Origin of the sequence: Rouxiella sp. WC2420 (assembly GCF_041200025.1) — a bacterium.
GTDB lineage: Bacteria > Pseudomonadota > Gammaproteobacteria > Enterobacterales > Enterobacteriaceae > Rouxiella.
In genome coordinates this window covers 2,062,817-2,084,230 of record NZ_CP165628.1, presented here as the reverse complement: position 1 = coordinate 2,084,230, position 21,414 = coordinate 2,062,817, and the positions used below count along the sequence as shown (strand labels likewise).

Here is a 21,414-nt window from a genome sequence, read left to right as displayed (position 1 = left end):
TTAAATTTAATTAGATAGAAAAATTAACATCACAAGATGTTTTGCATTGTTTTAATCCAAAAATCAAAACTATAAAACCAGGCCACCCGACATATAAATACTTGATTAATATTCAAAAAAAACCATAGCAAGGGTTGTTATGTATATCAATAAACTGTAAACATAGAGTTGAGACAGTACAAACTCTCTACTTATTTGACAACACAAAGTGTTTCATAGATATTTTTACAAGAAGCCACCCTAATAGTAACTCGTAGCAAGAACTGCTGATTTTCGCTTTAACCGTAATCTTTGCCTTACCTGTAATCAATCTAAATCACCTTCGTACAGCACTCTTAAATAACTCAAAAAATGGTGAATAATGGAAATCTTAGAAAAGTTAAACTCACTTTCTGACAAAGTGAAACAGCAATCCTCCTTAATCCAAACCGAAGAAGCAACAAAAAGCGCATTCGTAATGCCCTTCATTAATCAGATTCTTGGCTATGACGTTTTCGATCCTTTTGAGGTTATTCCAGAGTTTGTTTGCGATGTTGGAACGAAAAAAGGGGAAAAAATTGACTACGCCATATTAAAAAACAAAGAGATACAAATACTTATTGAGTGCAAAAAGATTGGTGAACCCCTTAATGTTAATCATGCCTCCCAATTATTTCGTTATTTCCACGTAACAAGTGCAAGGATATCAATTCTCACCAACGGTCAAGTATACAAATTTTTTACTGACCTTGATGCCCCAAATAAAATGGATGAAAAGCCTTTCCTTGAGTTGGATCTTCTTGATATTGATCATAATGTTGCACCAGAGTTATTAAAATTAACCAAAAGTTCATTTGATGTAGAATCCATAGTTAACGCAGCCGGCGAGCTAAAATATGTAAGCCAAATTAAAAAAGTTATCTCATCACAGTTTCAAAATCCTGAGGATGACTTCGTAAAACTCATCGCATCAAGAGTTTATGACGGAATAATAACTCAAAAGGTCAGAGAACTTTTCTTAACATTAACCAAAAAATCTTTAACTCAATGGTTAAATGACCAAGTAAATGAGAGGCTTAAGTCTGCAATTAGCGCTAATGCTCAACTTAATTCCAGTGCTGAGACATCATCTGAAGCTAGTGATGAAAAACAAAACGTTTTAAAGGAAGAGAGTGGTGTTGAGACTACACCTGAGGAAATTGAGGGTTACCATATTGTGAAGTCAATCATAAGAACAACGGTTCCTCCCGAAAGAGTGACTTACCGAGATACTAAAAGCTACTTTGGTATTTTGATCGATAATAATAATCGAAAACCGATTTGCCGGCTCCATTTGAATCGCAGCCAAATGTACATTGGCCTATTCGACCAAAATAAAATTGAAACACGTCACCCTATAGCTTCACTTGATGAAATATATCTATTTACTGAAAAACTAACCCAAACTGCCGCAGGTTACGTTGAAGGATAGGAAATTAAGGCTCCGGACGAAGGAGCCTTACTTATCATGTTAAGCAAGGCAATCCCTGAGACTACCAAACGCGGTAAACTTTTCCGTTGTCTATTCCCTCAACGCTTCGGCGATAGGCGAGCGCAACACGGTTGGCGGGTACACTTTCGAATCCAGGGAAAAATGATGCATACTTATCGAGAGCCTCAGTGAGTACACTTGGACTAACTACATTGATTCTCAGGCCTTTTAGCTCATTACCGGCTGCTAAAGCAAACCCCTCTATCGCTGCATTTACCGCCGTAGCATTGGCTCCGGTCCGGATTGGATGCTGGCTTAATATGCCGGTGGTCAAAGTAAAAGAACCGCCTGGATTCAGAAATTCTTTACCCATCAACACTAAGCGCACCTGCCCAAGTAATTTATTCTGCAATCCAAGGTCAAAATGCTCGGCGGTCATAGTGGAGAACTCGCCGTAATAAACACTGCCAGTGGTAGCAATAATGGCATCGACCTTACCGCTACTTTCGAAAAGTGCTTTCACACTGGCCTCATCGGTTAAATCAACCCGCAGGTCACCGTGGGTTTTGCCAACCCGAATGATCTCGTGGTCTGCCTCAAGGTTTTGAGCCACTGCACGTCCAATAGTGCCGTTAGCGCCAATTATCATAATTTTCATTTTCTCTCTCCTTACAAAGCCTGATTTAATCCTGCCACAATGCAATCAGGATAAAAATAAGCGAAAAATTTAATCATCATTAAATAAAAGGGTCGCGCAGTGTTTGGCTAGCCTTAGCCGTCTGCGCAACTGTGGAACAAGCACAAAGCCTGGCGCAGCGGCCTTATACAAAAGCGGCAATTAAATTAGGTATTTCTCCGTCGGCCTTGAGCCATAGCAAGAGCTCATTGGGCGGAATCCCGTAGCCACTGCATTATCGCCTCTTTCGAAATTCATAAGAAGATTAATAAAGCATTAGAAACGATTTGCGTAGTCGATGAACGCCATCCTGCTGCAATACAAACTCGCATTGGTTGTTAATAATCTTAAACTTTACGTTACTCTGCTAATTAAGTGGTACTCTACAAAGTGTCACCTAACCTCAAATGCGCCGAATTTTGTCGTAAACATCAGCTTTATCCTTAATATTTTGACTGCAATTAAAGATAAATTAAATTTAAAATTAAAACTATACCGAGATGTACAGTTTTGTTATTTTAACACCGTCACGATATTACTTTTTCTGCCTTTTGCGCTGTTGAAGCAGCGTTTTTTGTTTGAAATTTCATAGGAACTCTAAATGATTAGTGAACATTCATCCGTTTCAAGCATTCCCGGGGATGCCTTGACCATTGTGGAAGATGGAGAGAGTCTCGATGGCAAAGTGGCTTTAGTCAGCATGGGCGGCAGAGGCAGGGGAAGAGAGTTGGCATTGCACTTAGCTTCACGCGGTGCATCAGTGATCATTGCAGACAGCGAACTGGAAAGCGCCGAGCAGACAGCAGAAGATATTCGCGCATTAGGCAGTAAAGCTATAGCCGTCGCCGTAGATATTACCGTTAAATCACAAGTTGAAATGCTAGTTAAATACGCTAGTGGGATTTTTGGTAGCCTTGAATTCCTGGTGAACTGCGCGGGTATTATCTATAACGTTAGCGGACTTATTGGTAGCAAAGAAAATGATTTGGAAAAACTGCTTACCCATAATATCAATGCATCCATGTCTATTAACCACGGTCTAGTATCTGGTTGGTAATGAGGTGGCATTAATATGTAACTTTAAGCGGTTTAAGCAGTGGCAAATAGCAGCCACTGCTTTATAACATTTTCGTAACATTATTTTTGAGGTATTGCTGTTAATACACGAAGTTATTCTACATAGCCTAATAGACCAGACTGGTCTTTCTGATTGGCGATAACTCCAGATTAGATCTGAAATCGTCCCCCAAATAATCCTCATCAATCAGCTGACGTTTACGCAATTCGGGCAGTAAGCCATTTAACAGCAGATCTTCCTGATCCGGCTGGCCTAAACCATGCAGTGAAATAACATCCAACACACCGGCTTTAAACCGCTCTTCAATCGCATCGGCCAAAGTCTCTGGTGTACCTGCTACGTACCAGTGTCCAGTCTCCTGCGCCTGAATGATAAGCTCACGCAGCGTTAACCCCTGTAAAGCAAAGCGTTTGAAGATATCAGCTCGGCCACGACGACGGTTAATCAAGCCAACCTCAGGCAGAAATTTTGCTGGAATGGGTTGGTCGAGAGCAAAATCTCGCAGGTCAATCTCTCCACCCAACATATCTGCCACTTTTAATCTGCCTTGCTGATAATCGATCCGTTCATGTTTTTCGCGCAGCCTTCGCGAAACATCTGTGGCGCTATCACCGATTACCGAGTGGAATGAATTCATGATCAGCGGCTTATTTTCGTGGCGTCCAAAAGCGTTGGCATGCTGGTGAACACGCTCTACAAATGTCAGCGCATCATTTAGCGTTGGCTGAGAGGTGTAAATAATTTCGGCGTATTTAGCGCCAAGAATAAGCCCCTCATCAGACTGACCAGCCTGGAACTGCACCGGGCGCACTTGCGGTGGCGGCGGTATATTAAGTGGACCCTTTACACGAAAGAAATCACCAATATGGTCTATCGGATGAAGTTTACGTGGATCAATACTTACAGAACCGCTAGCGGCGCGACGCACCGCCGCAGGCTCGTTAGCGTCGAACAGTGCATTAATCACCTCAATAAATTCAGTGGCACGGGCATAACGAGTCGCCGGGTCTGGCAGCGTGATATCACCAAAATTTTCTTCACCCACGGAAGAAGTCACCGCATTCCAACCGGCACGACCGCCGCTTACATGATCTAACGTGCCTATCAGTCTGGCAAGATTATAAGGATGGTGATAGGTCGTCGAAACGGTAGCAATCAGGCCAATGTGCGAAGTCACCTGGCTCAAGGCAGCCAGAGCAACAATCGGATCCTGACTCCCTGTCGAACCCGCGAGCCCATCCGGGTCAGCTTGCAGCAAATCCGCGGTAAATAGCCCGGTGATTTTTTCTTTTTCAGCGATTTTAGCCAGCGATGCGGCACGGGTAATGCCGAAATCGGGCTTTGCATCATTAGATGCGTAAATAACGCTCCCTGCCCCAACCAGAGTCTTGAGACGCCTGCGAGTTTGGTTAGTCAAACTGAACTCCTTTCTTTCGATAAATTGCCTTTAAAAGCACTAAAAGTAAGTCTAAAAATAGAGCTCAGGCGTTTTTAAGCTACGAAGAAAAAAGCATTTTGTTTTTACAAAAAACCATAAGCGTCATGGGTCACAGTTTCGATGGGGCAAATTTTTGCGCCAAACTTGACCGTAAACCATCAGGTAGCGGAGAGGACGTCTGACAAGGCGTTTATTTTCATTACTAATCAATAAAATGGTCGATTTTAAGCCACTGAAAATCGGCCTGTCCGGCTATGACCATTTATTGCTATCCATAGCTAAATTCATTATTTCATCTTCCTTTTGATTTGGTTTGTTATGAACCTATGCGCAGCTTTACTCATGCGCCTCAGGGTCATTTTCGTGCTTCAAACCAAAAATAAAAAAGGAATCAAGAATGTACAAATCTCGCCGAATTAGCACCGTGGCGTTAGGGCTTTCATTTGCCCTGTTAGCTGGCAGTTCTTCCGCGTGGGCAGCCGATGCTGCCGTTAAAGGTGGGACTCTGATTTATCTCGAGCAACAGGCTCACACCAACCTTTATCCTCCGGCCGGTGGATTTTATCCAAACGGCGGCATACTGAATCAGATAACCGATAAGCTGACCTACCAAAATCCACAAACCTTGCAGATTGAGCCGTGGATTGCCGAATCCTGGACCACCAACGCTGACAAAACTCAATACACCTTCAAGCTGCATCCGGGCGTGACTTTCTCTGATGGTACACCGTTGGACGCCAATGCGGTGGCTAAAAACTTCGATACCTACGGTCTGGGTAATAAAGAACACCATCTACCTGTCTCGGAAGTGATTAATAACTATGACCATAGTGAGGTGATTGACCCGCTAACGGTGAAGTTCTACTTCAAAAAACCATCGCCGGGATTCTTGCAGGGCACGGCAACTATTGGTTCTGGACTGGTTTCGTTGAGCACCTTGGCGCGCGATTTCAATGCGCTGGGCGACGCTCGCCATATTATTGGCTCCGGCCCGTTTGTCGTAAGTTCAGAGACACTGGGTCGCGAGGTCGATTTAACCGCGCGCAAGGACTACAACTGGGGTCCGAAGGATCTCAAACAGCAGGGACGCGCCAATCTGGATGGCATTAAAATCATCGTCACCGGCGAAGACAGCGTAAGGATTGGTGCACTGCTTGCCGGGCAGGCCGACTTTATTCGTCAGGTTCAGGCTTATGATGAAAAACAGGCCGAGGCGAAGAAATTCCCGATCTACGCGCCTTCCACTCGGGGGGTGAACGACGGCATCTCCTTCCGCCCTGATAACCCACTGGTGGCCAGTCTAAAAGTTCGTCAGGCCTTGCTGCACGGCGTTGACAGTAAACAAATCGTTGCCACCCTATTCTCGCCAAATTATCCGGTTGCCACCTCGGTGATTGCCGCTTCTGCCGCCGGTTATGTCAATCTCGGCGATAAGCTGAAATACGATCCTGAGCTGTCGAAAAAGCTGCTGGACGAGGCTGGCTGGAAACCAGGCCCGAACGGCATTCGCCAAAAAGATGGCCAGCCGCTAGCGCTGACCATTTATGAATCCCTGCCGCAACCGCAGAACAAAGAGGTCTTGCAGCTGGTGGCGCAACAGTGGAACCAGCTCGGCGTCAAGCTGACTATTTTAGCCGGTGATGCCGGTAGCCGCGTGGCAGACAGCCTCGACCCGCAAAAAACGCCGGTTAATGTGGTGGAGGTTGGCCGCGCCGATCCTGATGTCATCAAAAGCGAATTCTACCCCACTAACCGCGACGCCTTGCTACAACTCGGTGGCCTGAGCAGCAAAGTCAAAAGTTTCAAAGACGACAAACTGAACGCGCTGCTGGTAGATATTTCCGCCGAAATCGATCCGCAAAAACGTCTGGCGCTGGCGGGTGATGCTCAACGTTACCTGCTGGATCAGGCCTACGAAATCCCGATTTTCGAGGAGCCGCAAGTGTTTGCCGGTGCGCCTTACCTGCATGACGTTAGTTTTGAAGCCGTGGGTCGCCCAAGCTTCTATAGCGCCTGGCTGGCCAAACATTAATCCCCGGAGTCAATGATGAGCCAATATTTAAGCGGACGCGTTGGTCAGGCCCTGTTAGTGCTTTGGGCGGCGTTTACCCTGTCGTTTGTACTATTGCAAGCCCTGCCCGGCGACGCCGTTTTAATCAAGTTTCAGGACCCGTCAATGGGGTTAAGCCCGGTGCAGATTGCTGAAATGCGTGCCGCCTACGGTGCTGACCTCCCGTTATGGCAGCAGTATCTGCACACGCTCGGCAGTTTTCTGCACGGCGATTTTGGCTTTTCGATTCAGGCCGGAGTACCAGTAACCGAGCTGCTGGCAGGCAATTTGCCGCCGACCCTGCGCCTTGCGGTGCTTGGTTTTACTCTGGCGCTGGTGTTGGCGCTTTTCATTGCCTTCGTCTCTAATCTGGTGCCGCTGCGCGGGTTGAAATCGGCGCTGCTGGCGCTGCCTGCCCTGTTTATCTCGGTGCCGACCTTTTGGCTGGGGATCGCACTTATCCAAATGTTCTCATTCCATCTGGGCTGGATCCCGGTCATTAATCCCGGCGAATGGGTCGGGCTGATTCTGCCGGTTATCACCTTGGCGGTGCCTATCAGCGCCCCGCTGGCGCAAATATTAATCCGCAGTATCGACCAGGTGCAGACACAGCCTTTTGTGTCCGTTGCCCGCGCCAAAGGTGCCAGCCGCAGCCGCGTGCTGTTGCGCCATATCGCCCGCAACGCCACTCTGCCCGCGCTGACCATCGCCGGTCTGCTGTTGGGAGAGTTGATTGCCGGCGCACTGGTCACTGAGACGGTATTTGGCCTCAATGGTATTGGTCAACTGACGCAGCAGGCCGTGAATAATCAGGATTTATCCGTGCTACAGGCCATCGTGGTGATTTCAGCTGCGGCCTACGTGGCCATCAATCTGCTGGTGGATTTGATTTATCCCTTGCTTGACCCGCGCCTCAAACCGTCTGTGGGAGTCCGCTCATGAGCAGTTTGCCCTTAAGTAAAAACAACAGCGCCGAAAATGCCCAGCTTGCGACGTTTCCCCCCGCTGCATCCAAACGCTTTTCGCGCCTGCAACCGACGCTGATCCTGGCCTGGGTGGTCATGCTGGTGGTTATCCTCTGGGCCATCGCTCCGCAGCTGTTTACTCAATACAGCGGAACCGAGGGGATTGCCGGGGCGCAGCGTCTGGCTCCGGGGCCGGGGCACTGGCTGGGTACCGATCAGCTGGGTCGAGACCTTTATGCCCGCATCGTTTATGGCGCATCGCACTCGCTGTCCGGTGCGCTGGTGGCGGTGTTTCTCGGCCTGCTGTTTGGCAGCGCGCTGGGTCTCGCGGCCGCATCGGTTGGTGGTATTACCGATACCGTGATCATGCGGATCGTTGATGTGCTGCTCTCAATTCCAAGCCTGTTGCTGTCGCTGAGTGTGATTATTCTGCTGGGATTTGGCACCGTGCATGCGGCAATCGCCGTCGGCGTAACCTCTGTTGCCAACTTTGCGCGTTTGGCGCGCTCCGAAGCAGTATTAGTGCGTCAAAGCGATTACGTAGAGGCGGCCTACGGCAGTGGCGGCACTTTCTTCTCGGTGCTGTGGCGTCATATTGTGCCGAACTCACTGACCTCGGTAATAGCTTTTTCCGCCCTGCAATTCGGTAACGCGATCCTGTCGATTTCCACCCTGAGCTTTCTCGGTTACGGCACCCCACCGCCGACGCCTGAATGGGGCCTGCTAATTGCCGAAGGCCGTAACTATATTTCTACCGCCTGGTGGCTAACCACTTTCCCTGGCTTCGTGGTGATCCTGACCGTTTTGTCTGCTAATCGCATCAGCCAGTCATTGCGGAGAAAACGCTAATGAACCAGCCTAACTTTGATGAACGAGTAAAACCGGTGCTGGAGCTTAAAGACGTTTCTATTGCTTACCGCAGCGGGCATCAGTCCACCCGTGTCGTGGAGCAGGTTTCATTCTCAATATTGCCCGGCGAAGTGGTCGCGCTGGTTGGCGAGTCGGGTTCCGGTAAAACCACCACCGCGCAGTCGATTATTGGCCTGCTGGCGGAAAACGGTCATATCGAATCCGGCAGTATTTTGCTCAATGGTATTGATATCAGCCGCTGGTCCGCGCGCCGCCTCGATAGCCTGCGCGGTTCCAGCATCAGTTTGATCCCTCAAGACCCCACCAGCTCGCTGAATCCAGTGAAAACCATAGGCGATCAGGTAGCCGAAGTGCTGCAAATTCATCGCAGAAAGATGCCGCGAAAAGCACGCGATGCCCGCGTGGTCGAACTGCTGACCCGCGTGGGTCTGAGCCATCCGCAACAGCGCGCCAAACAGTTCCCGCACCAGCTTTCCGGGGGGATGAAACAGCGGGTGCTGATTGCTATCGCCATTGCGCTGCAACCGGCTTTAATTATTGCCGATGAACCCACCAGCGCATTGGACGTGCGAGTGCAGAAACGCATTCTCGATTTGATTGACGAGTTGCGACAGGAATTTGGCACCGCGGTGCTGTTTGTCACTCACGATTTGGCGCTGGCTGCGGCACGCGCCGATCGCCTGCTGGTGTTTCGCAAAGGTCAGGTGCAGGAGCAAGGCATTACCGCCGAGGTGCTGCGCGCGCCAAAAAGCGACTATACCCGCCAACTGTTTAGCGATGCTCCAGCCCTGACGCCGCGTGCGCGGTCTGCGGTTTCGCAGGCACAGCACCCTCGCGGCAATGCGATTGAAGTGCGCAATGTGTCGAAGCAATTTTCACTTGGTGGTAAAAATGAGCAAACTTTCAAGGCATTGGACGACATATCGTTTGAAGTCGCGCGTGGCACTACCCACTCTCTGGTAGGCGAATCAGGGTCAGGTAAAACTACACTGGCGCGCCTGCTGCTGGGTTTCCAACAGCCTGACAGCGGGCAGCTGTTCATCGACGGCGTGGATATCGCCCGGTTATCCGGTGAGGCGCTGCGTCAGGCACGCAAGAAAATTCAGCTGGTTTACCAAAACCCCTTTGCCTCTCTGGACCCCTCGCAGACGCTATTTAAGGTGATCGAAGAACCGCTGTTAAACTTTTACAAGCTCAGCCGCGAACAGCGCCAGTCCCGCGTTTTCGAGATTGCCGAGCGCGTCGCACTGCCGCTGAATTTGTTGCAGCGCAAACCGCACGAGCTTTCCGGTGGGCAACGCCAGCGCGTCGCTCTGGCCCGCGCGCTGATCCTCGAACCGCAAGTGTTGGTGCTGGACGAGGCCACTTCCGCGCTGGACGTCACGGTGCAAGCACAGATTTTGCGTTTGCTGGTGCAACTTCAGCAACAGTTGGGGCTGACCTACCTGTTTATTTCGCATGACCTGGCCACAGTGCGCCAGATATCGCACAGCGTCTCGGTGCTGAATCAGGGCAAACAGGTTGATAACGGCGACGTTGAGTCTCTGTTCTCCCGCCCAACCAGCTCTTATACCCAGGAATTACTCAGTGCGATCCCCGGTATATCGCCTTTATCTATTCCGCCATTGACGGCAATCAAGGAGTTTGTATGAGCCAAGCGGCCTTTTATAGCAGTCCTAAACGACTCGGCTTTTTTACCCGTCTTCTGGACGATACCAGCCCTCAGGAGCGCTATCGCCTGGCAGCGGAACAAATCGCTCACGCCGAACAATTGGGATTTGATTCGGCGTGGATAGCGCAGCACCATTTCCATCGCGACGAAGGGGGCCTGCCTGCGCCGCTGGTTTTTCTGGCCTATGTTGCCGCCAATACCCGCCACATTCGTCTCGGCACCGGGGTTATCACACTGGCGATGGAAAACGCGCTGCGCGTGGCGGAAGACGCTTCTGTATTGGACTTACTGTCCGGTGGTCGGCTGGAAATGGGTCTCGGCTCCGGCGGTACCGCGTCATCGTTTGTTCCATTCGGCTTAACGCTCGAAACTCGCGGCGAGGCGTTTGCCCATAATCTCGAAACCCTGCGTCGCGCCTGGCGAGGTCAAGCGCTGGGGGGTGAGGGTAATACGCTTTATCCGCCCGCTCCGCAGCTAAATCAACGTTTATGGCAGGCGACATTTTCCCCTGAAGGCGGTACCAGAGCCGGTGCAGCAGGCGATGGACTAATGCTGTCACGCACCCAGCCTCGCCCGCAAGGACAGCCGGATTTGCCGCTGGATGTGCTCCAAAACAGGATTATCGATGCCTATCTCGAGGCTCTGCCAGCGGGCGTCGAGCCACGTATTTTGGGATCGCGAACCGCTTTTGTCAGCGACGACGGCGACGAGGCAAGACGACTGGCCAGCATGGGTCTCAAGCGACAGGCGGATAGCGCTCGCGCGGCCGGGCATCTTCATACTGGCACTACGCTCGACCAACATATCGCTGCCTTCGACGCACACATTGGCACCGCAGAGCAGGTCATTAAATCGTTGCAGCGCGATACCGCACTGGCACGCGTGACTGATTTAGCCTTCCAGGTGCACTCGATCGACCCGCCACACCCGTACATCCTGCGCTCGATTGAACTGATCGCCAAAAAAGTCGCCCCGGCGCTGGGCTGGGTTCGCCAAACGCCAAAAAACATTGCTAAACCTCAACCTTTGCATTTAGAACTTTCTAAGGAAACCCTATGACCGTTGCACAGCAGCAAGCCACCGATTTACTGGCAACACTGGCAGAAATTGAGCCGGGTTCGACGTTGGCTCAGGCACGAGAAACCCGAGATGCAGCCACGCTGCACACTCAGGGCAGCTACGATGCATTGTTTAACAGCAATGAAAATCTGGCTGAATTCCCCCTGGCCGACCGTTTGGCGCTGGCTCAGCAAGTTGCCCGCTGGCACAACGACGTCCAGCTTGGCGCCCACTATGCCGAACGCCTGAAGGCTTTGAGCGATGATACTTCGACCTCAAAGCAAAAATATCAAACTGCGTTGGCCCACGCCGAACGCTTAAGCTTTAAACCGGCCAACGCCACGGCCGAACACCTTGCCGAGTTGCAAGACGCGGGTTGGTCTGCCGACGCCATAGTGACACTGTCACAATTAGTCGCTTTCGTCAGCTTCCAAAGTCGTTTACTGCGCGGATACCGCCTGATCAGCGGTAAATCTGTGGAGGACAATGGCAGCGCTTCGGTTGGTGCCGCGTTCTGGAACAGCCAACCTGCAACGCATACAGGTAAGAATGCGCCGGTAGCCTTCACTCAGGACGAGCTGGGCTGGGAGCCTTGGATCGCCTCTAAACCACTGAAGGATTTTGAACCGCAGCAGCAGGAAACGCTGGCCCGTTTTGGCCATAGCGATTCCGATTATTTCCGCCTGCTTGGCCGTAACCTGACCGTGCTCGAGCAGCGCACGCTAACCGACAAAGGCATCTTCTTCACCTCGGGCGGCCTGCCGCGTAAGGAGCGCGAACTGGCAGCCGCGGTAGCCAGCAAAATCAATGGCTGTATTTATTGCGCCTCCGTTCACGCACGCAAGGCGGCACAGCTATCCAAACAGCCTGAAGCCGTGCAGCGCTTACTCGATACTCCTGCAGGCGACATTTTGAGCCTTGGTCAAGAACCAAGATGGCAGGCAGAGATCGATTTTTCCGCATCGCTGTCTGCCACTCCGCCAACGGCCAATCAGCAACAAATCAGTGGCCTGCGCGAGCTAGGTCTCAGCGACCTCGAACTGCTGGATCTGGTGCAATCTACCGCCTTCTTTGCCTGGGCCAACCGTTTGATGCTGACGCTGGGCGAGCCGTTCGAGCAGTAACCATGCGTTTTAACGTCTTATCGATCATAAAAAAAACAGAATTTTCCATTATTTAGGGCGTATTAAATGAATATAAACAATTTGAACCACAACAGGCTGCGCGTGAAGATGAAGAATGTTGCCAAAGCCGTGTCGGCATCATTGCTGGTAATGGCCGCGGGGCAACCGTTTTTGGCTAACGCCGCGCAAACGCCGATTCAGGGTGGAACACTCAACGTCGGGCTAGGCAGTGATACGCCAACGATTGACCCATCAATTACTGGCCAGTCAATCACCGCGCTGATTGACCGCAACGTGGTCGACTCACTGGTTGGCCAGGCAGAAGACAATCGCTTCACCCCTTGGCTGGCCTCAAGCTGGGAAGTGAACGACAAGCACACTGACTACGTTTTCCATCTGCGCAAAGACGTAACGTTCAGCGATGGCACCAAACTCGACGCCGCCGCGGTGAAATATAATCTGGACCGCATTCTCGACCCCAAAACCACCTCCAGCTATTCCAAATCACTGTTGGGGCCGATTAAAACCATTACCACCCCAGACGACTACACGGTGGCAATTCATTACGATACGCCGTTCGCCCCGCTGCTTTCCGGGCTGAGCCTGCCGTATTTAGGCATTCAGTCGCCAACCTATTTAAAGAAAACGCAAAATACCAACAACACCGTCGTAGGGTCCGGGCCGTTTATTCTCAAATCCTTCGTTAAAGGCAGCGGTAGCCAGCTGACCCGTCGTGCCGACTACAACTGGGGGCCGGGCTACGCTACCCACCAAGGTCCGGCGTATTTGTCAGAGATTAACTTCAAATATCTGCCGGAATCTTCCGTGCGTTTGGGTGCGCTGACCAGCGGCCAGATCCAGGCGATTGACGCGGTTCCACCAGTCAATGCCAAATCGGTGAAAAGCAATCCGGCGCTGGAAGTAAAAACCAAAGAGAATCCGGGGATTGTGCGCGTCGTGTATTTGAACACTTCCAGGGGGATATTTAGCGACCTGAAAGTGCGTCAGGCCTTCCTCAGCGCCACTGACCCGGCCTCAGCGGTTAAAGTCGCCTTCTTTGGCACGCTGAAGGCGGCTAACAATGTGTTGGGTCCGCAAACGCAGTATTACGATCCGTCCGTGGCCAAACTGCTGGGTTATGACCTCGCCAAGGCGAATAAATTGCTGGACGAGGCCGGTTGGACCAGCAAGAACGCCGATGGAATTCGTATTAAAGACGGCAAGCCGTTGACGGTAGATTTCGTTTATGACCCGAGCACGCTGGAAACCGCCGACGTGACTCTGTTTCAGGCAATCCAGTTTCAGGTCAAGAAAGCCGGGATTGACTTCAAGCTGGACCCGGTTGACTCAGGCGGCTTTACCGATCGTACCAATAACAATCAGTACGATGCCGTTTCGAACTACTATGTTCGCGCCGAGCCAGACATTCTGCGCACTGTGTTCCATTCAAGCTATACACCACCCAAAGGGGCTGATTACAGCCACGTCAGCTCTCTGGATGACAAGCTGATTCAGGCACAGGGGGCTCCGGACGCGCAGCGCAAGCAGCTATATTCCGAGATTCAACATCAGATTATCAGTCAGGCTTACGTCGTGCCGCTGTATGTACCCGCCTATCAGCTGGGGATCACCAAACAGCTTCACGGCGTCAGTTGGGCAACCAACGCCAAGCCTAATTTTTATGATGCCTGGCTGAGTCATTAATATGGTTTACACCGCAATAAAACGTCTGTTGACCATTTTGGCCGTGCTTTGGGGCGCGGCCACCCTCACGTTTATTGCGCTCAAACTGATACCGGGCGATCCGGTATCAATTTTGAGTGGCGGTGCCAACGTGGTGGACGATGCTTTTCGCGCCCAGCTGACCCATGAATTTGGCTTGGACCAACCGTTGTGGCTGCAATATTTGCACTACATTGGTCATGCTTTGGTGGGTAATTTCGGGCAGAGTTATCAGTACCGCCAACCCGTGGTAGACGTTATCGTCGATGCTTTAAAACAAACGCTGGTTTTAGCGGTTAGCGCTTTAGTGCTGGCTTTGGCACTGGCTGTTCTCAATGCATTAGCGACCGCAGGCCGCTGGCGCTATCTGAGAGCTTTCTTTGCAGGCTTCGAACTTTGCCTGCTGAGTACCCCGGTTTACTGGTTAGGTATCATTCTGCTTAGCGTTTTCAGCTTCCAGATGCACTGGTTCCCGGTTATGGGTAATGACGGCTGGCGCTCGCTGGTATTGCCGGTAATCACTCTCAGCCTGCCGCTGGCGGCGATCCTCAGCCAAATTTTACGCGATGGCCTGGAAGAGGCGCTGTCGCAGCCTTTCGCGCTGACTGTGCGCAGTCGCGGAGCTGGTGAAACGCGTCTGCGGGTGCGTCACGCACTGCGTCATGCTTCGCTGGCTGCTTCAACCTTGACTGGCACCATGCTGGCCAATGTACTCAGCGGCTCAATCTTGACTGAAACCGTGTTTGGTCGTGCCGGTATCGGCAAAATTACCCTACAAGCCATAGCCAGCCGTGATATGCCATTGGTGCTGGGCATCGTGATGCTCTCGGCTTTACTGTTTGTGATTATTAATCTTCTGGTTGACGCCGCCTATCTGGTGGTCGATCCGCGCTTGCGTAAAAGGACGCCTTAACGATGAGCAGCAATCCCTTGCTGGTGACCGCTGACCAGCCCCGCAAGTCCCGCAGCGGTAATCCGTGGTTGTTACCCAATACCCTGCTCCCGGCTGCTTTTGTGCTGCTGCTGATTATTACTGTTATTGCTCCGCAATGGTTTACACCGTTAAAGCCCGATGACATGGATATGGATGCGGTTCTTGCTACGCCGACCTTGCATCATTGGTTTGGGACCGATTCACTGGGTCGCGACGTGTTTTCCCGCGTCATTTACGGTTCGGCGCTGTCGCTAAGTATTGGTGTTGGGGCAACCCTGATTGCCTGCGTGGGCGGAACGGCACTGGGCCTGCTCTCGGCGCTGGCTCCGCTGGCAATTCGCCGCGTGCTGGTGCGCCTGCTGGATATTCTGTTGGCGTTTCCCGAGCTACTGCTGGCGCTGCTGGTGATCGCGGTACTGGGTCGCGGGCCGACCAATACTTTGATTGCGGTAGGTTTATCCGGTATTGCCAGCTATGCACGCTTGCTGCGCTCGCAGGTGTTGCAGGTCAAATTTTCTGGCTATGTCGAACACGCCGTAGCGCTGGGTGAAGCGCCGCTTAGCATAATCTTTCGCCATATTCTGCCGAATACGCTGCGCCCGTTGCTGATCCTCGCCACTATCGGTGTGGGTCAGTCAGTGCTGACCGCCTCTTCGCTAAGCTTCCTCGGCCTTGGCGTGGTGCCACCGACCGCCGAATGGGGCGCGCTACTGGCAGATGGTCGCGACTATCTTGATGTTGCGCCCTGGATAAGCCTGCTCCCGGCTACGGTGGTGGCGGTGTCAGTCATTGCGATTACCCTGCTGGGCCGTCGTTTGCAAACCATTCTGGCAAAAGGGGCCTAAAGCGATGACTCTTAATGAAAACACCATGACTGTTAATGAAAATACTGTCCCGACTCCGCTGCTGACAGTCAAAAATCTCAAGGTCGATTTCATGCAGGTCGATGGCAGCGTGGAGGCGGTTAAAAATATCTCTTTTCAGGTCAATCCCGGTGAAATTGTTGCGCTGGTGGGCGAATCGGGTTCGGGTAAATCAGTCACCGCCCGCACGCTGGTCGGCCTGGCTGGGTCCAACGCCCGCGTGCAGGCCAAGACGCTGTCATTGTGTGGGCACGACGGCAAATCGATCAATCTGCTGCAACAAAGCGCAGCCGAATGGCAGAAGATTCGCGGCCGCGAGATAGGTTTTGTGTTGCAGGATGCGCTGGTTTCTCTCGACCCGTTGCGCACCATTGGCCGCGAAGTCGCAGAGCCGATATTGATTCACCGCCTTCTTCCCCGTAGCAAAGTTTCCGCTCAGGTAGCGTCGCTGCTGCTACAGGTGGGTATTCCCGATCCGCATCACCGGATTAATCAATATCCGCATGAACTGTCCGGCGGATTGCGCCAGCGCGCGCTAATTGCCTCTGCGCTGGCGGGAGGGCCGCAGCTGTTAATTGCCGATGAACCGACCACCGCCCTCGACGTCACCGTGCAACAGCGTGTTTTAGAAGTATTCAAGAAGCTGGCCGAGGCCGGTCATGGCGTGTTGCTCATCACGCATGATCTGTCGGTGGTTGCTCAAGTTGCCGACCGCGTGGTGGTCATGCAGCACGGCGAAGGGGTAGAAAGCGGTCCGGCGGCGCAAGTGCTGGCGGCCCCGTCTCATCCTTATACCCAACGTTTGCTGGCAGCGATTCCTGGTGCCAAAACTCGCGGTCGCTGGCTCGGCGGCGAACCTCCGTTGCCCGATGCGGCGCTTTCTGCCCAAAAAGATGCGCATCAGCAACGCCGCGATAAAAACGTTGCCGCGCTGGACGTGCGTGAAGTATCGGTAGATTTTAGCCGCCCTGACGGCGTCAGGCACAACGCGGTCAGCGAGGTTTCTCTTCAGTTGGCATGGGGCGAAACGCTAGGCCTGGTGGGTGAGTCCGGCTCGGGCAAAACCACCCTCGGCAAAGTGGTGCTGGCCTTACAGACTGCTCAGCGCGGTGAAGTCTGGCTGGCCGGCAAACCCTGGAGTCGGTTGCGCGAATCTGAACGACGACCTTCACGCGGGCGTATTCAGACCATTACCCAAGATCCGCTAGGCTCGTTTGATCCCCAGTACACCGTAGAGCAGATTATCCAGCAGCCGTTGAAGCTGCGCGGCAAACTGTCTTCCTCGGCATTGCGAGCTCGAACGCTGGAGCTGGTAAAAGGGGTTGGATTAAATCCTGAACTATTAAAACGCCGCCCGCAGGCTTTGTCGGGTGGTCAACGGCAGCGTGTTTCGATTGCCCAGGCGTTGGCGTCGGAACCTGAAATTCTGGTTTGCGATGAGCCGGTTTCCGCGCTGGATGTCACTACTCAAGCGCAAGTCCTCGACTTGCTCACCGCCCTACAACGCAAGCTCGGATTGGCGATGCTGTTTATCTCACATGATTTAGGCGTGGTGGAACACATGAGCCACCGAATTGCGGTGATGAAAGACGGGAAAATAGTAGAAACGGGCACCACCGAAGAGATTATCGGCTCGCCGAAGCATCCTTACACTCAGTCGTTGCTCGCCAGCGTGATTACGGCCTGACCATGGGTCCCCGCCTTGCGTGAGGACCCTTGGTCGGTCGGATCGGTCGGATCGGTCGGATCGGTCGGCAAAATACGCCAGCGCTGAGCATTGCATAAGCCCATTAAGGGCACTACCAAGAAAAAATGTTTAGGATCTCAGTAAAATGCATAACGTAGAGAGATGAGAAGAGGTGTTTTGCATGAGTTATCTAAGCTTAGAATTAAATTGTCGTCGTCATTCGTTCTGCCCGCTGATAATTTGGCAAGATATTAATATATGGAGATAACCCATGAGTCATACATCGGCTTTACCGGTGGCAGTGGTCACCGGAGGCACTAGCGGTATTGGTTTGGCAATCGTCCATGACTTGGCAAAAGATCACCACGTCTATGCATTGGGCCGCAATAAAGACAGCCTGGTGGCGTTACGGCTGCTGCAAAATGTTGAGGCAGTAGAAATTGACCTGCTCGATTTCTCTGCCCAGCAAAAGCTGGTTGCCTCTCTGGCAAAAATTGATGTGCTGGTTCACGCGGCTGCAGTCTCCGAGCAAACCACCGTTGAGAAAGCCGCGCCGGATATCTGGCAAAAGCAGTTTTCGGTTAACGTTTTTGCCCCCGCAGAACTGACCCGCCTTGCACTGCCTACTCTGCGCGAACAACGCGGTCAGATTGTGTTTATCAACTCGGGATCTGGCACGCTGGCATTGCCGGGACATGCCGTTTACTCCGCCAGCAAATTTGCCCTCAATGCCCTTGCCCATGCTCTGCGTGGTGAAGAAAGTGACAACGGCGTTCGCGTTTCTACCGTCTCGCCCGGCCCTACCGATACGCCGATGAACAGAAAAAGCCGCGAACGCGCCGGGAACTTTGAGGCCATTAATCCGCTGGAGTACAGCACGCCAGAATCAGTTGCCAGCGCGGTGCGACTGGTGGTGAACGCCACTGAAGATACCCAGATTACTGACGTCAGTGTCAGACCGCGTCACGACAAAGCCAAACGTTAAGTGATGTAGCTAAACTGGCTGGCGTGTCGAAATGGACAGTATCACGCGCCTTCACGCCTGGTGCTTCGGTCTTGGGAAAGGCACAAAAGAAGGTGCTGGCCGCCGCCTAACTGGGATATCGCCCTAACCTGCTGGCGCGTGGTTATATGGTGCTGCTGGTAGCCGGGCATTATGACAGTCTGTTGAGTGCTAAAGCGGTGGAAGAATATTTGCAAAACACGCCCTCAGATGAACGAATAGCCCGTTCAAGCCCCCAAGTCTGAAAATGGCCAATGCCAACAGTCGCGATGCTGACAATGGCTAGCAAACAAACCGCCATCGATATAACGGCATCGCTAAACAAATGAGAAAAGGTAGACAGATATAATATTATCCAGGAGAAGATGAACATCATTGATTTCATAGATCGACTGCTAAGCCAGAGGTTACCCAATCGCTAAACCCTAGTCGGCCAAACATGCCACAACATATATAAACAGTGAAAATCAGGCAAATCGCCAAGCCGGGATAAATCCTAAAAAACCTTTTCTTGGCATATTCAATATTAGACTTTCTCCGTTCAAAATTTTGAGTAATGAGATACCCAGAGATTGAAAAGAACATATATACCGCAATAGAGCCTAATTAAGTTAACCGAAAAACTCCGGCTCAGCTCCTCCACTCAAAGAATGGTGGTGGTCAAAAATAACCATCAAAGCAGCTAAATGCCTGAGCACATCAAAACAGTTATCATGTAATGCATTATATTTCATGTGCATAGTTCATCACCTATTAGCCGTAAAAACAGCAAAAATCAACCCCCCTAGTAATATCAGGTTGAGCGCGATAAATAATAACACTCGTTCAATAGCAGCTTTTGATGTGGAAATATATAATAAATATCTCAAGTTAAATATATTAATGTATTCTTTTTGCCGGCAACTTAAAGGATACATAATAGTAAAAATTACTTTAGGTTGATGCTTTGACTCAATAAACTATTTATCAGTAGACAACGTCACCGCCTTTTGTGCTTCCAGTTGTTGTAATCGCCGACTTAACGCTTCACGAATCGAGCTATAGCTTGTACTGCCCAATGCCAGTCGGAAAGGCATAACGGGCGCATCAGCCGCCGCTATCATCGCGGCCACCGCCTTTACCGCGTCACCGCTAATAATAAAGTCGCCATTATCCACCGCTCTTCTAACCTCTCCAGCCGGAGTTTCGTCGTAGCAACGCAGGGTTTGAGCGCGATCTAATCCTTCGGCAAAGTTTGTTCCGGTCGGGCCAGGCTCAACCAGCATAAAATCGATCCCCCACGGCGCAACCTCCTGAGCCACCGACTCGACGAAGCCTTCAATTCCCCATTTTGTCGCATGGTAAAGGCTGAAATTGGGGTAAGCGATTTGCCCGCCCTCGGAAGAAACTTGCACCACACGGCCTCCTCCCTGCTGACGCAGGTAAGGGAGCACTGCGCGGATAAGCTGAATTGACCCGGTGAGATTGGTGGCAATCTGCCGTTCAAGTTGATCATCACTCACCTCTTCCGCCGCGCCAAAAAGCCCGTAACCTGCATTGCTAACCACCAGATCAATACGGCCAAAATGGTTAAACGCCTCTGCGACACTTTCCCGGATTGCTGTGGTATCGGTCACATCAAGTTTGAGGATGTGCAGTCGATCGCCAAACTTTTCGCGCAAATTATTCAGCATGTTCGGCTTGCGCAATGTCGCTACCACGCGGTCGCCGCGCTTAAGTAAACTCTCGGTAAGCAGGCGGCCAAGGCCGGTAGAGGTTCCGCTTATAAACCAGGTTTTGCTCATCTTTTTCACCTATTGGAGGTTATGACGTAAATAAATCATCGTTAAGTAATAGAGCCTACCCGCTGTTTACTGTTACGTTAATGACCTATAAATTGGATTAATAGGTGAAATAATGTCACCAATCAATAAACCGACTTTGAATGAGCTGCGGGCCTTTATTTGTGTGGCGGAACATCTCAGTTTTCGCCGCGCGGCCGACTTGCTGGGCGTAACGCGTTCCTCGCTAAGTCACGTAATAAGAACCCTTGAGACCACGCTGGGCGCACGTCTGCTGCATCGCACCACTCGCAGTGTCTCTCTCACCGAGGCGGGCAAACGGTTTCTTAAAAACCTTGAGCCGGTAATAAGTGGGCTAGATGCCGCATTCGAGAATGTGGCCGGTACGCCGGGTCACCTGATGGGGCGGCTGCGTATTAATGGCAACGAGGCGGGAGTCCGTTTTCTGCTGCGCACTATTGTCCCTGAGTTTATGCGCCGCTACCCGGCCATTGAGCTGGATCTGGTGGCGGAAGGATCACTGGTCGACGTGGTTGAACAAGGGTTTGATGCGGGCATAAGATTGGCCGAGGCAGTGCCTAAAGACATGGTGGCGGTTCGCCTTGAGCGCGAGGTGCGTTTTCTTGCCGTAGCTTCGCCTGATTATCTCACCAGCCACGGCACGCCCAGGGTGCCAGAAGAGCTTGCACAGCATCGTTGCATTCGTCAGCGGCTGCCCAGCGGCAAGCGCTATCGGTGGGAGTTTTCCAAAGAGGGTCAGGAAATCGCCCTCGACGTTCCGGGCATGTTGACGCTTGATAATATTCAGCTGATGCTCGAAGCGGCAATTGACGGGCTGGGTATTGCCTATTTGCCAGACAGTTATATGCGGGAAGACCTCCAACACGGCCGCCTGACAGCCGTGCTGGAGGACTGGTCTCCAGTCATTCCCGGCCTGTGCCTTTATTTTCCGCAGAACCGTCATATGCCTGCCAACCTGCGGGTATTTATCGATTTATTGCGTGAATTTCGCGGCACGCAAGGTGTCTAAATAGCGACAGTT

At 51.7% G+C, this 21,414-nt stretch carries 20 protein-coding genes and 1 pseudogene; 15 read left to right on the top strand and 6 right to left on the bottom strand.

Annotated features, from left to right (window positions below):
- The first annotated feature begins 361 nt into the window (after positions 1–361).
- Positions 362–1,450 (top strand): type I restriction endonuclease, encoded by a 1,089-nt coding sequence (locus tag AB3G37_RS09655; RefSeq protein ID WP_369790497.1) that lies wholly within the window; start codon positions 362–364, stop codon positions 1,448–1,450.
- A gap of 61 nt (positions 1,451–1,511) precedes the next feature.
- Here the strand turns inward: AB3G37_RS09655 and AB3G37_RS09650 are convergent, their stop codons facing one another.
- Positions 1,512–2,108, bottom strand: coding sequence for a short chain dehydrogenase (locus tag AB3G37_RS09650; RefSeq protein WP_369790496.1), 597 nt, complete (start codon positions 2,106–2,108; stop codon positions 1,512–1,514).
- Between the two features lie 619 nt (positions 2,109–2,727).
- On the opposite strand from AB3G37_RS09650, the gene AB3G37_RS09645 reads away from it, so the two are divergent.
- Entirely contained in the window at positions 2,728–3,183 is a 456-nt protein-coding gene (locus AB3G37_RS09645) for an SDR family NAD(P)-dependent oxidoreductase (protein ID WP_009635024.1), read from the top strand.
- 127 nt (positions 3,184–3,310) lie between these two features.
- Here AB3G37_RS09645 and AB3G37_RS09640 read toward each other — a convergent pair whose 3' ends face one another.
- Positions 3,311–4,621: an NtaA/DmoA family FMN-dependent monooxygenase gene (locus tag AB3G37_RS09640; RefSeq protein ID WP_009635025.1), complete on the bottom strand. Its 1,311-nt coding sequence runs from the start codon at positions 4,619–4,621 to the stop codon at positions 3,311–3,313.
- A 418-nt stretch (positions 4,622–5,039) separates the two neighbouring features.
- Here AB3G37_RS09640 and AB3G37_RS09635 point away from each other — a divergent pair, with 418 nt between their 5' ends.
- From AB3G37_RS09635 to AB3G37_RS09590, 10 genes are all read left to right on the top strand, one after another.
- Positions 5,040–6,674 carry a TIGR04028 family ABC transporter substrate-binding protein gene (locus AB3G37_RS09635; RefSeq protein ID WP_009635026.1) on the top strand — a complete coding sequence of 545 codons (1,635 nt, stop codon included), beginning with the start codon at positions 5,040–5,042 and terminating at the stop codon, positions 6,672–6,674.
- A gap of 15 nt (positions 6,675–6,689) precedes the next feature.
- Entirely contained in the window at positions 6,690–7,634 is a 945-nt protein-coding gene (locus AB3G37_RS09630) for an ABC transporter permease (protein WP_369790927.1), read from the top strand.
- Positions 7,631–8,506 carry an ABC transporter permease gene (locus AB3G37_RS09625; protein WP_369790495.1) on the top strand — a complete coding sequence of 292 codons (876 nt, stop codon included), beginning with the start codon at positions 7,631–7,633 and terminating at the stop codon, positions 8,504–8,506. The genes AB3G37_RS09630 and AB3G37_RS09625 overlap by 4 nt, the downstream gene beginning before the upstream one ends.
- A complete protein-coding gene (locus AB3G37_RS09620) occupies positions 8,506–10,179 on the top strand; it encodes a dipeptide ABC transporter ATP-binding protein (protein ID WP_369790494.1) in 1,674 nt (557 codons plus the stop codon). The genes AB3G37_RS09625 and AB3G37_RS09620 overlap by 1 nt, the downstream gene beginning before the upstream one ends.
- A complete protein-coding gene (locus tag AB3G37_RS09615) occupies positions 10,176–11,258 on the top strand; it encodes a putative FMN-dependent luciferase-like monooxygenase (protein ID WP_009635030.1) in 1,083 nt (360 codons plus the stop codon). The genes AB3G37_RS09620 and AB3G37_RS09615 overlap by 4 nt, the downstream gene beginning before the upstream one ends.
- The gene (locus tag AB3G37_RS09610; RefSeq protein ID WP_369790493.1) at positions 11,255–12,382 is read left to right on the top strand and encodes an alkylhydroperoxidase domain protein; all 1,128 of its coding nucleotides are present in this window, start codon (positions 11,255–11,257) and stop codon (positions 12,380–12,382) included. Before AB3G37_RS09615 ends, AB3G37_RS09610 begins: the two co-directional genes overlap by 4 nt.
- Positions 12,383–12,532: 150 nt before the next feature.
- Positions 12,533–14,086, top strand: a complete 1,554-nt coding sequence (locus AB3G37_RS09605) for an ABC transporter substrate-binding protein (protein WP_369790926.1) — start codon at positions 12,533–12,535, stop codon at positions 14,084–14,086.
- 1 nt (position 14,087) lies between these two features.
- Complete coding sequence (locus AB3G37_RS09600) at positions 14,088–15,017, top strand: ABC transporter permease (RefSeq protein WP_369790492.1); 930 nt, start codon at positions 14,088–14,090, stop codon at positions 15,015–15,017.
- Positions 15,018–15,019: 2 nt separating this feature from the next.
- Positions 15,020–15,883, top strand: coding sequence for an ABC transporter permease (locus AB3G37_RS09595; protein WP_369790491.1), 864 nt, complete (start codon positions 15,020–15,022; stop codon positions 15,881–15,883).
- Between the two features lie 4 nt (positions 15,884–15,887).
- Positions 15,888–17,588: a dipeptide ABC transporter ATP-binding protein gene (locus AB3G37_RS09590; RefSeq protein WP_369790490.1), complete on the top strand. Its 1,701-nt coding sequence runs from the start codon at positions 15,888–15,890 to the stop codon at positions 17,586–17,588.
- On the opposite strand, the gene AB3G37_RS09585 is transcribed toward AB3G37_RS09590, so the two are convergent.
- On the bottom strand, positions 17,555–17,692 hold the full coding sequence (locus tag AB3G37_RS09585; RefSeq protein ID WP_369790489.1) for a hypothetical protein: 138 nt from the start codon (positions 17,690–17,692) through the stop codon (positions 17,555–17,557). The two genes, AB3G37_RS09590 and AB3G37_RS09585, sit on opposite strands and share 34 nt — an antisense overlap.
- Positions 17,693–17,859: 167 nt before the next feature.
- Between AB3G37_RS09585 and AB3G37_RS09580 the strand changes: the two genes are divergently transcribed.
- Both AB3G37_RS09580 and AB3G37_RS09575 read left to right on the top strand, forming a co-directional pair.
- Entirely contained in the window at positions 17,860–18,573 is a 714-nt protein-coding gene (locus tag AB3G37_RS09580) for an SDR family oxidoreductase (protein WP_369790488.1), read from the top strand.
- A 14-nt stretch (positions 18,574–18,587) separates the two neighbouring features.
- A pseudogene (locus tag AB3G37_RS09575) lies at positions 18,588–18,680 on the top strand (hypothetical protein); the annotation flags it as partial.
- Between the two features lie 292 nt (positions 18,681–18,972).
- Here the strand turns inward: AB3G37_RS09575 and AB3G37_RS09570 are convergent.
- The 3 genes from AB3G37_RS09570 to AB3G37_RS09560 form a co-directional block, all read right to left on the bottom strand.
- Positions 18,973–19,176, bottom strand: coding sequence for an acyltransferase family protein (locus AB3G37_RS09570; protein ID WP_369790487.1), 204 nt, complete (start codon positions 19,174–19,176; stop codon positions 18,973–18,975).
- Between the two features lie 26 nt (positions 19,177–19,202).
- Positions 19,203–19,325: a hypothetical protein gene (locus AB3G37_RS09565; protein WP_369790486.1), complete on the bottom strand. Its 123-nt coding sequence runs from the start codon at positions 19,323–19,325 to the stop codon at positions 19,203–19,205.
- A gap of 225 nt (positions 19,326–19,550) precedes the next feature.
- Positions 19,551–20,375 (bottom strand): SDR family oxidoreductase, encoded by an 825-nt coding sequence (locus AB3G37_RS09560; protein ID WP_369790485.1) that lies wholly within the window; start codon positions 20,373–20,375, stop codon positions 19,551–19,553.
- Between the two features lie 112 nt (positions 20,376–20,487).
- On the opposite strand from AB3G37_RS09560, the gene AB3G37_RS09555 reads away from it, so the two are divergent.
- Positions 20,488–21,402 (top strand): LysR family transcriptional regulator, encoded by a 915-nt coding sequence (locus AB3G37_RS09555; protein ID WP_369790484.1) that lies wholly within the window; start codon positions 20,488–20,490, stop codon positions 21,400–21,402.
- Positions 21,403–21,414: the final 12 nt, after the last annotated feature.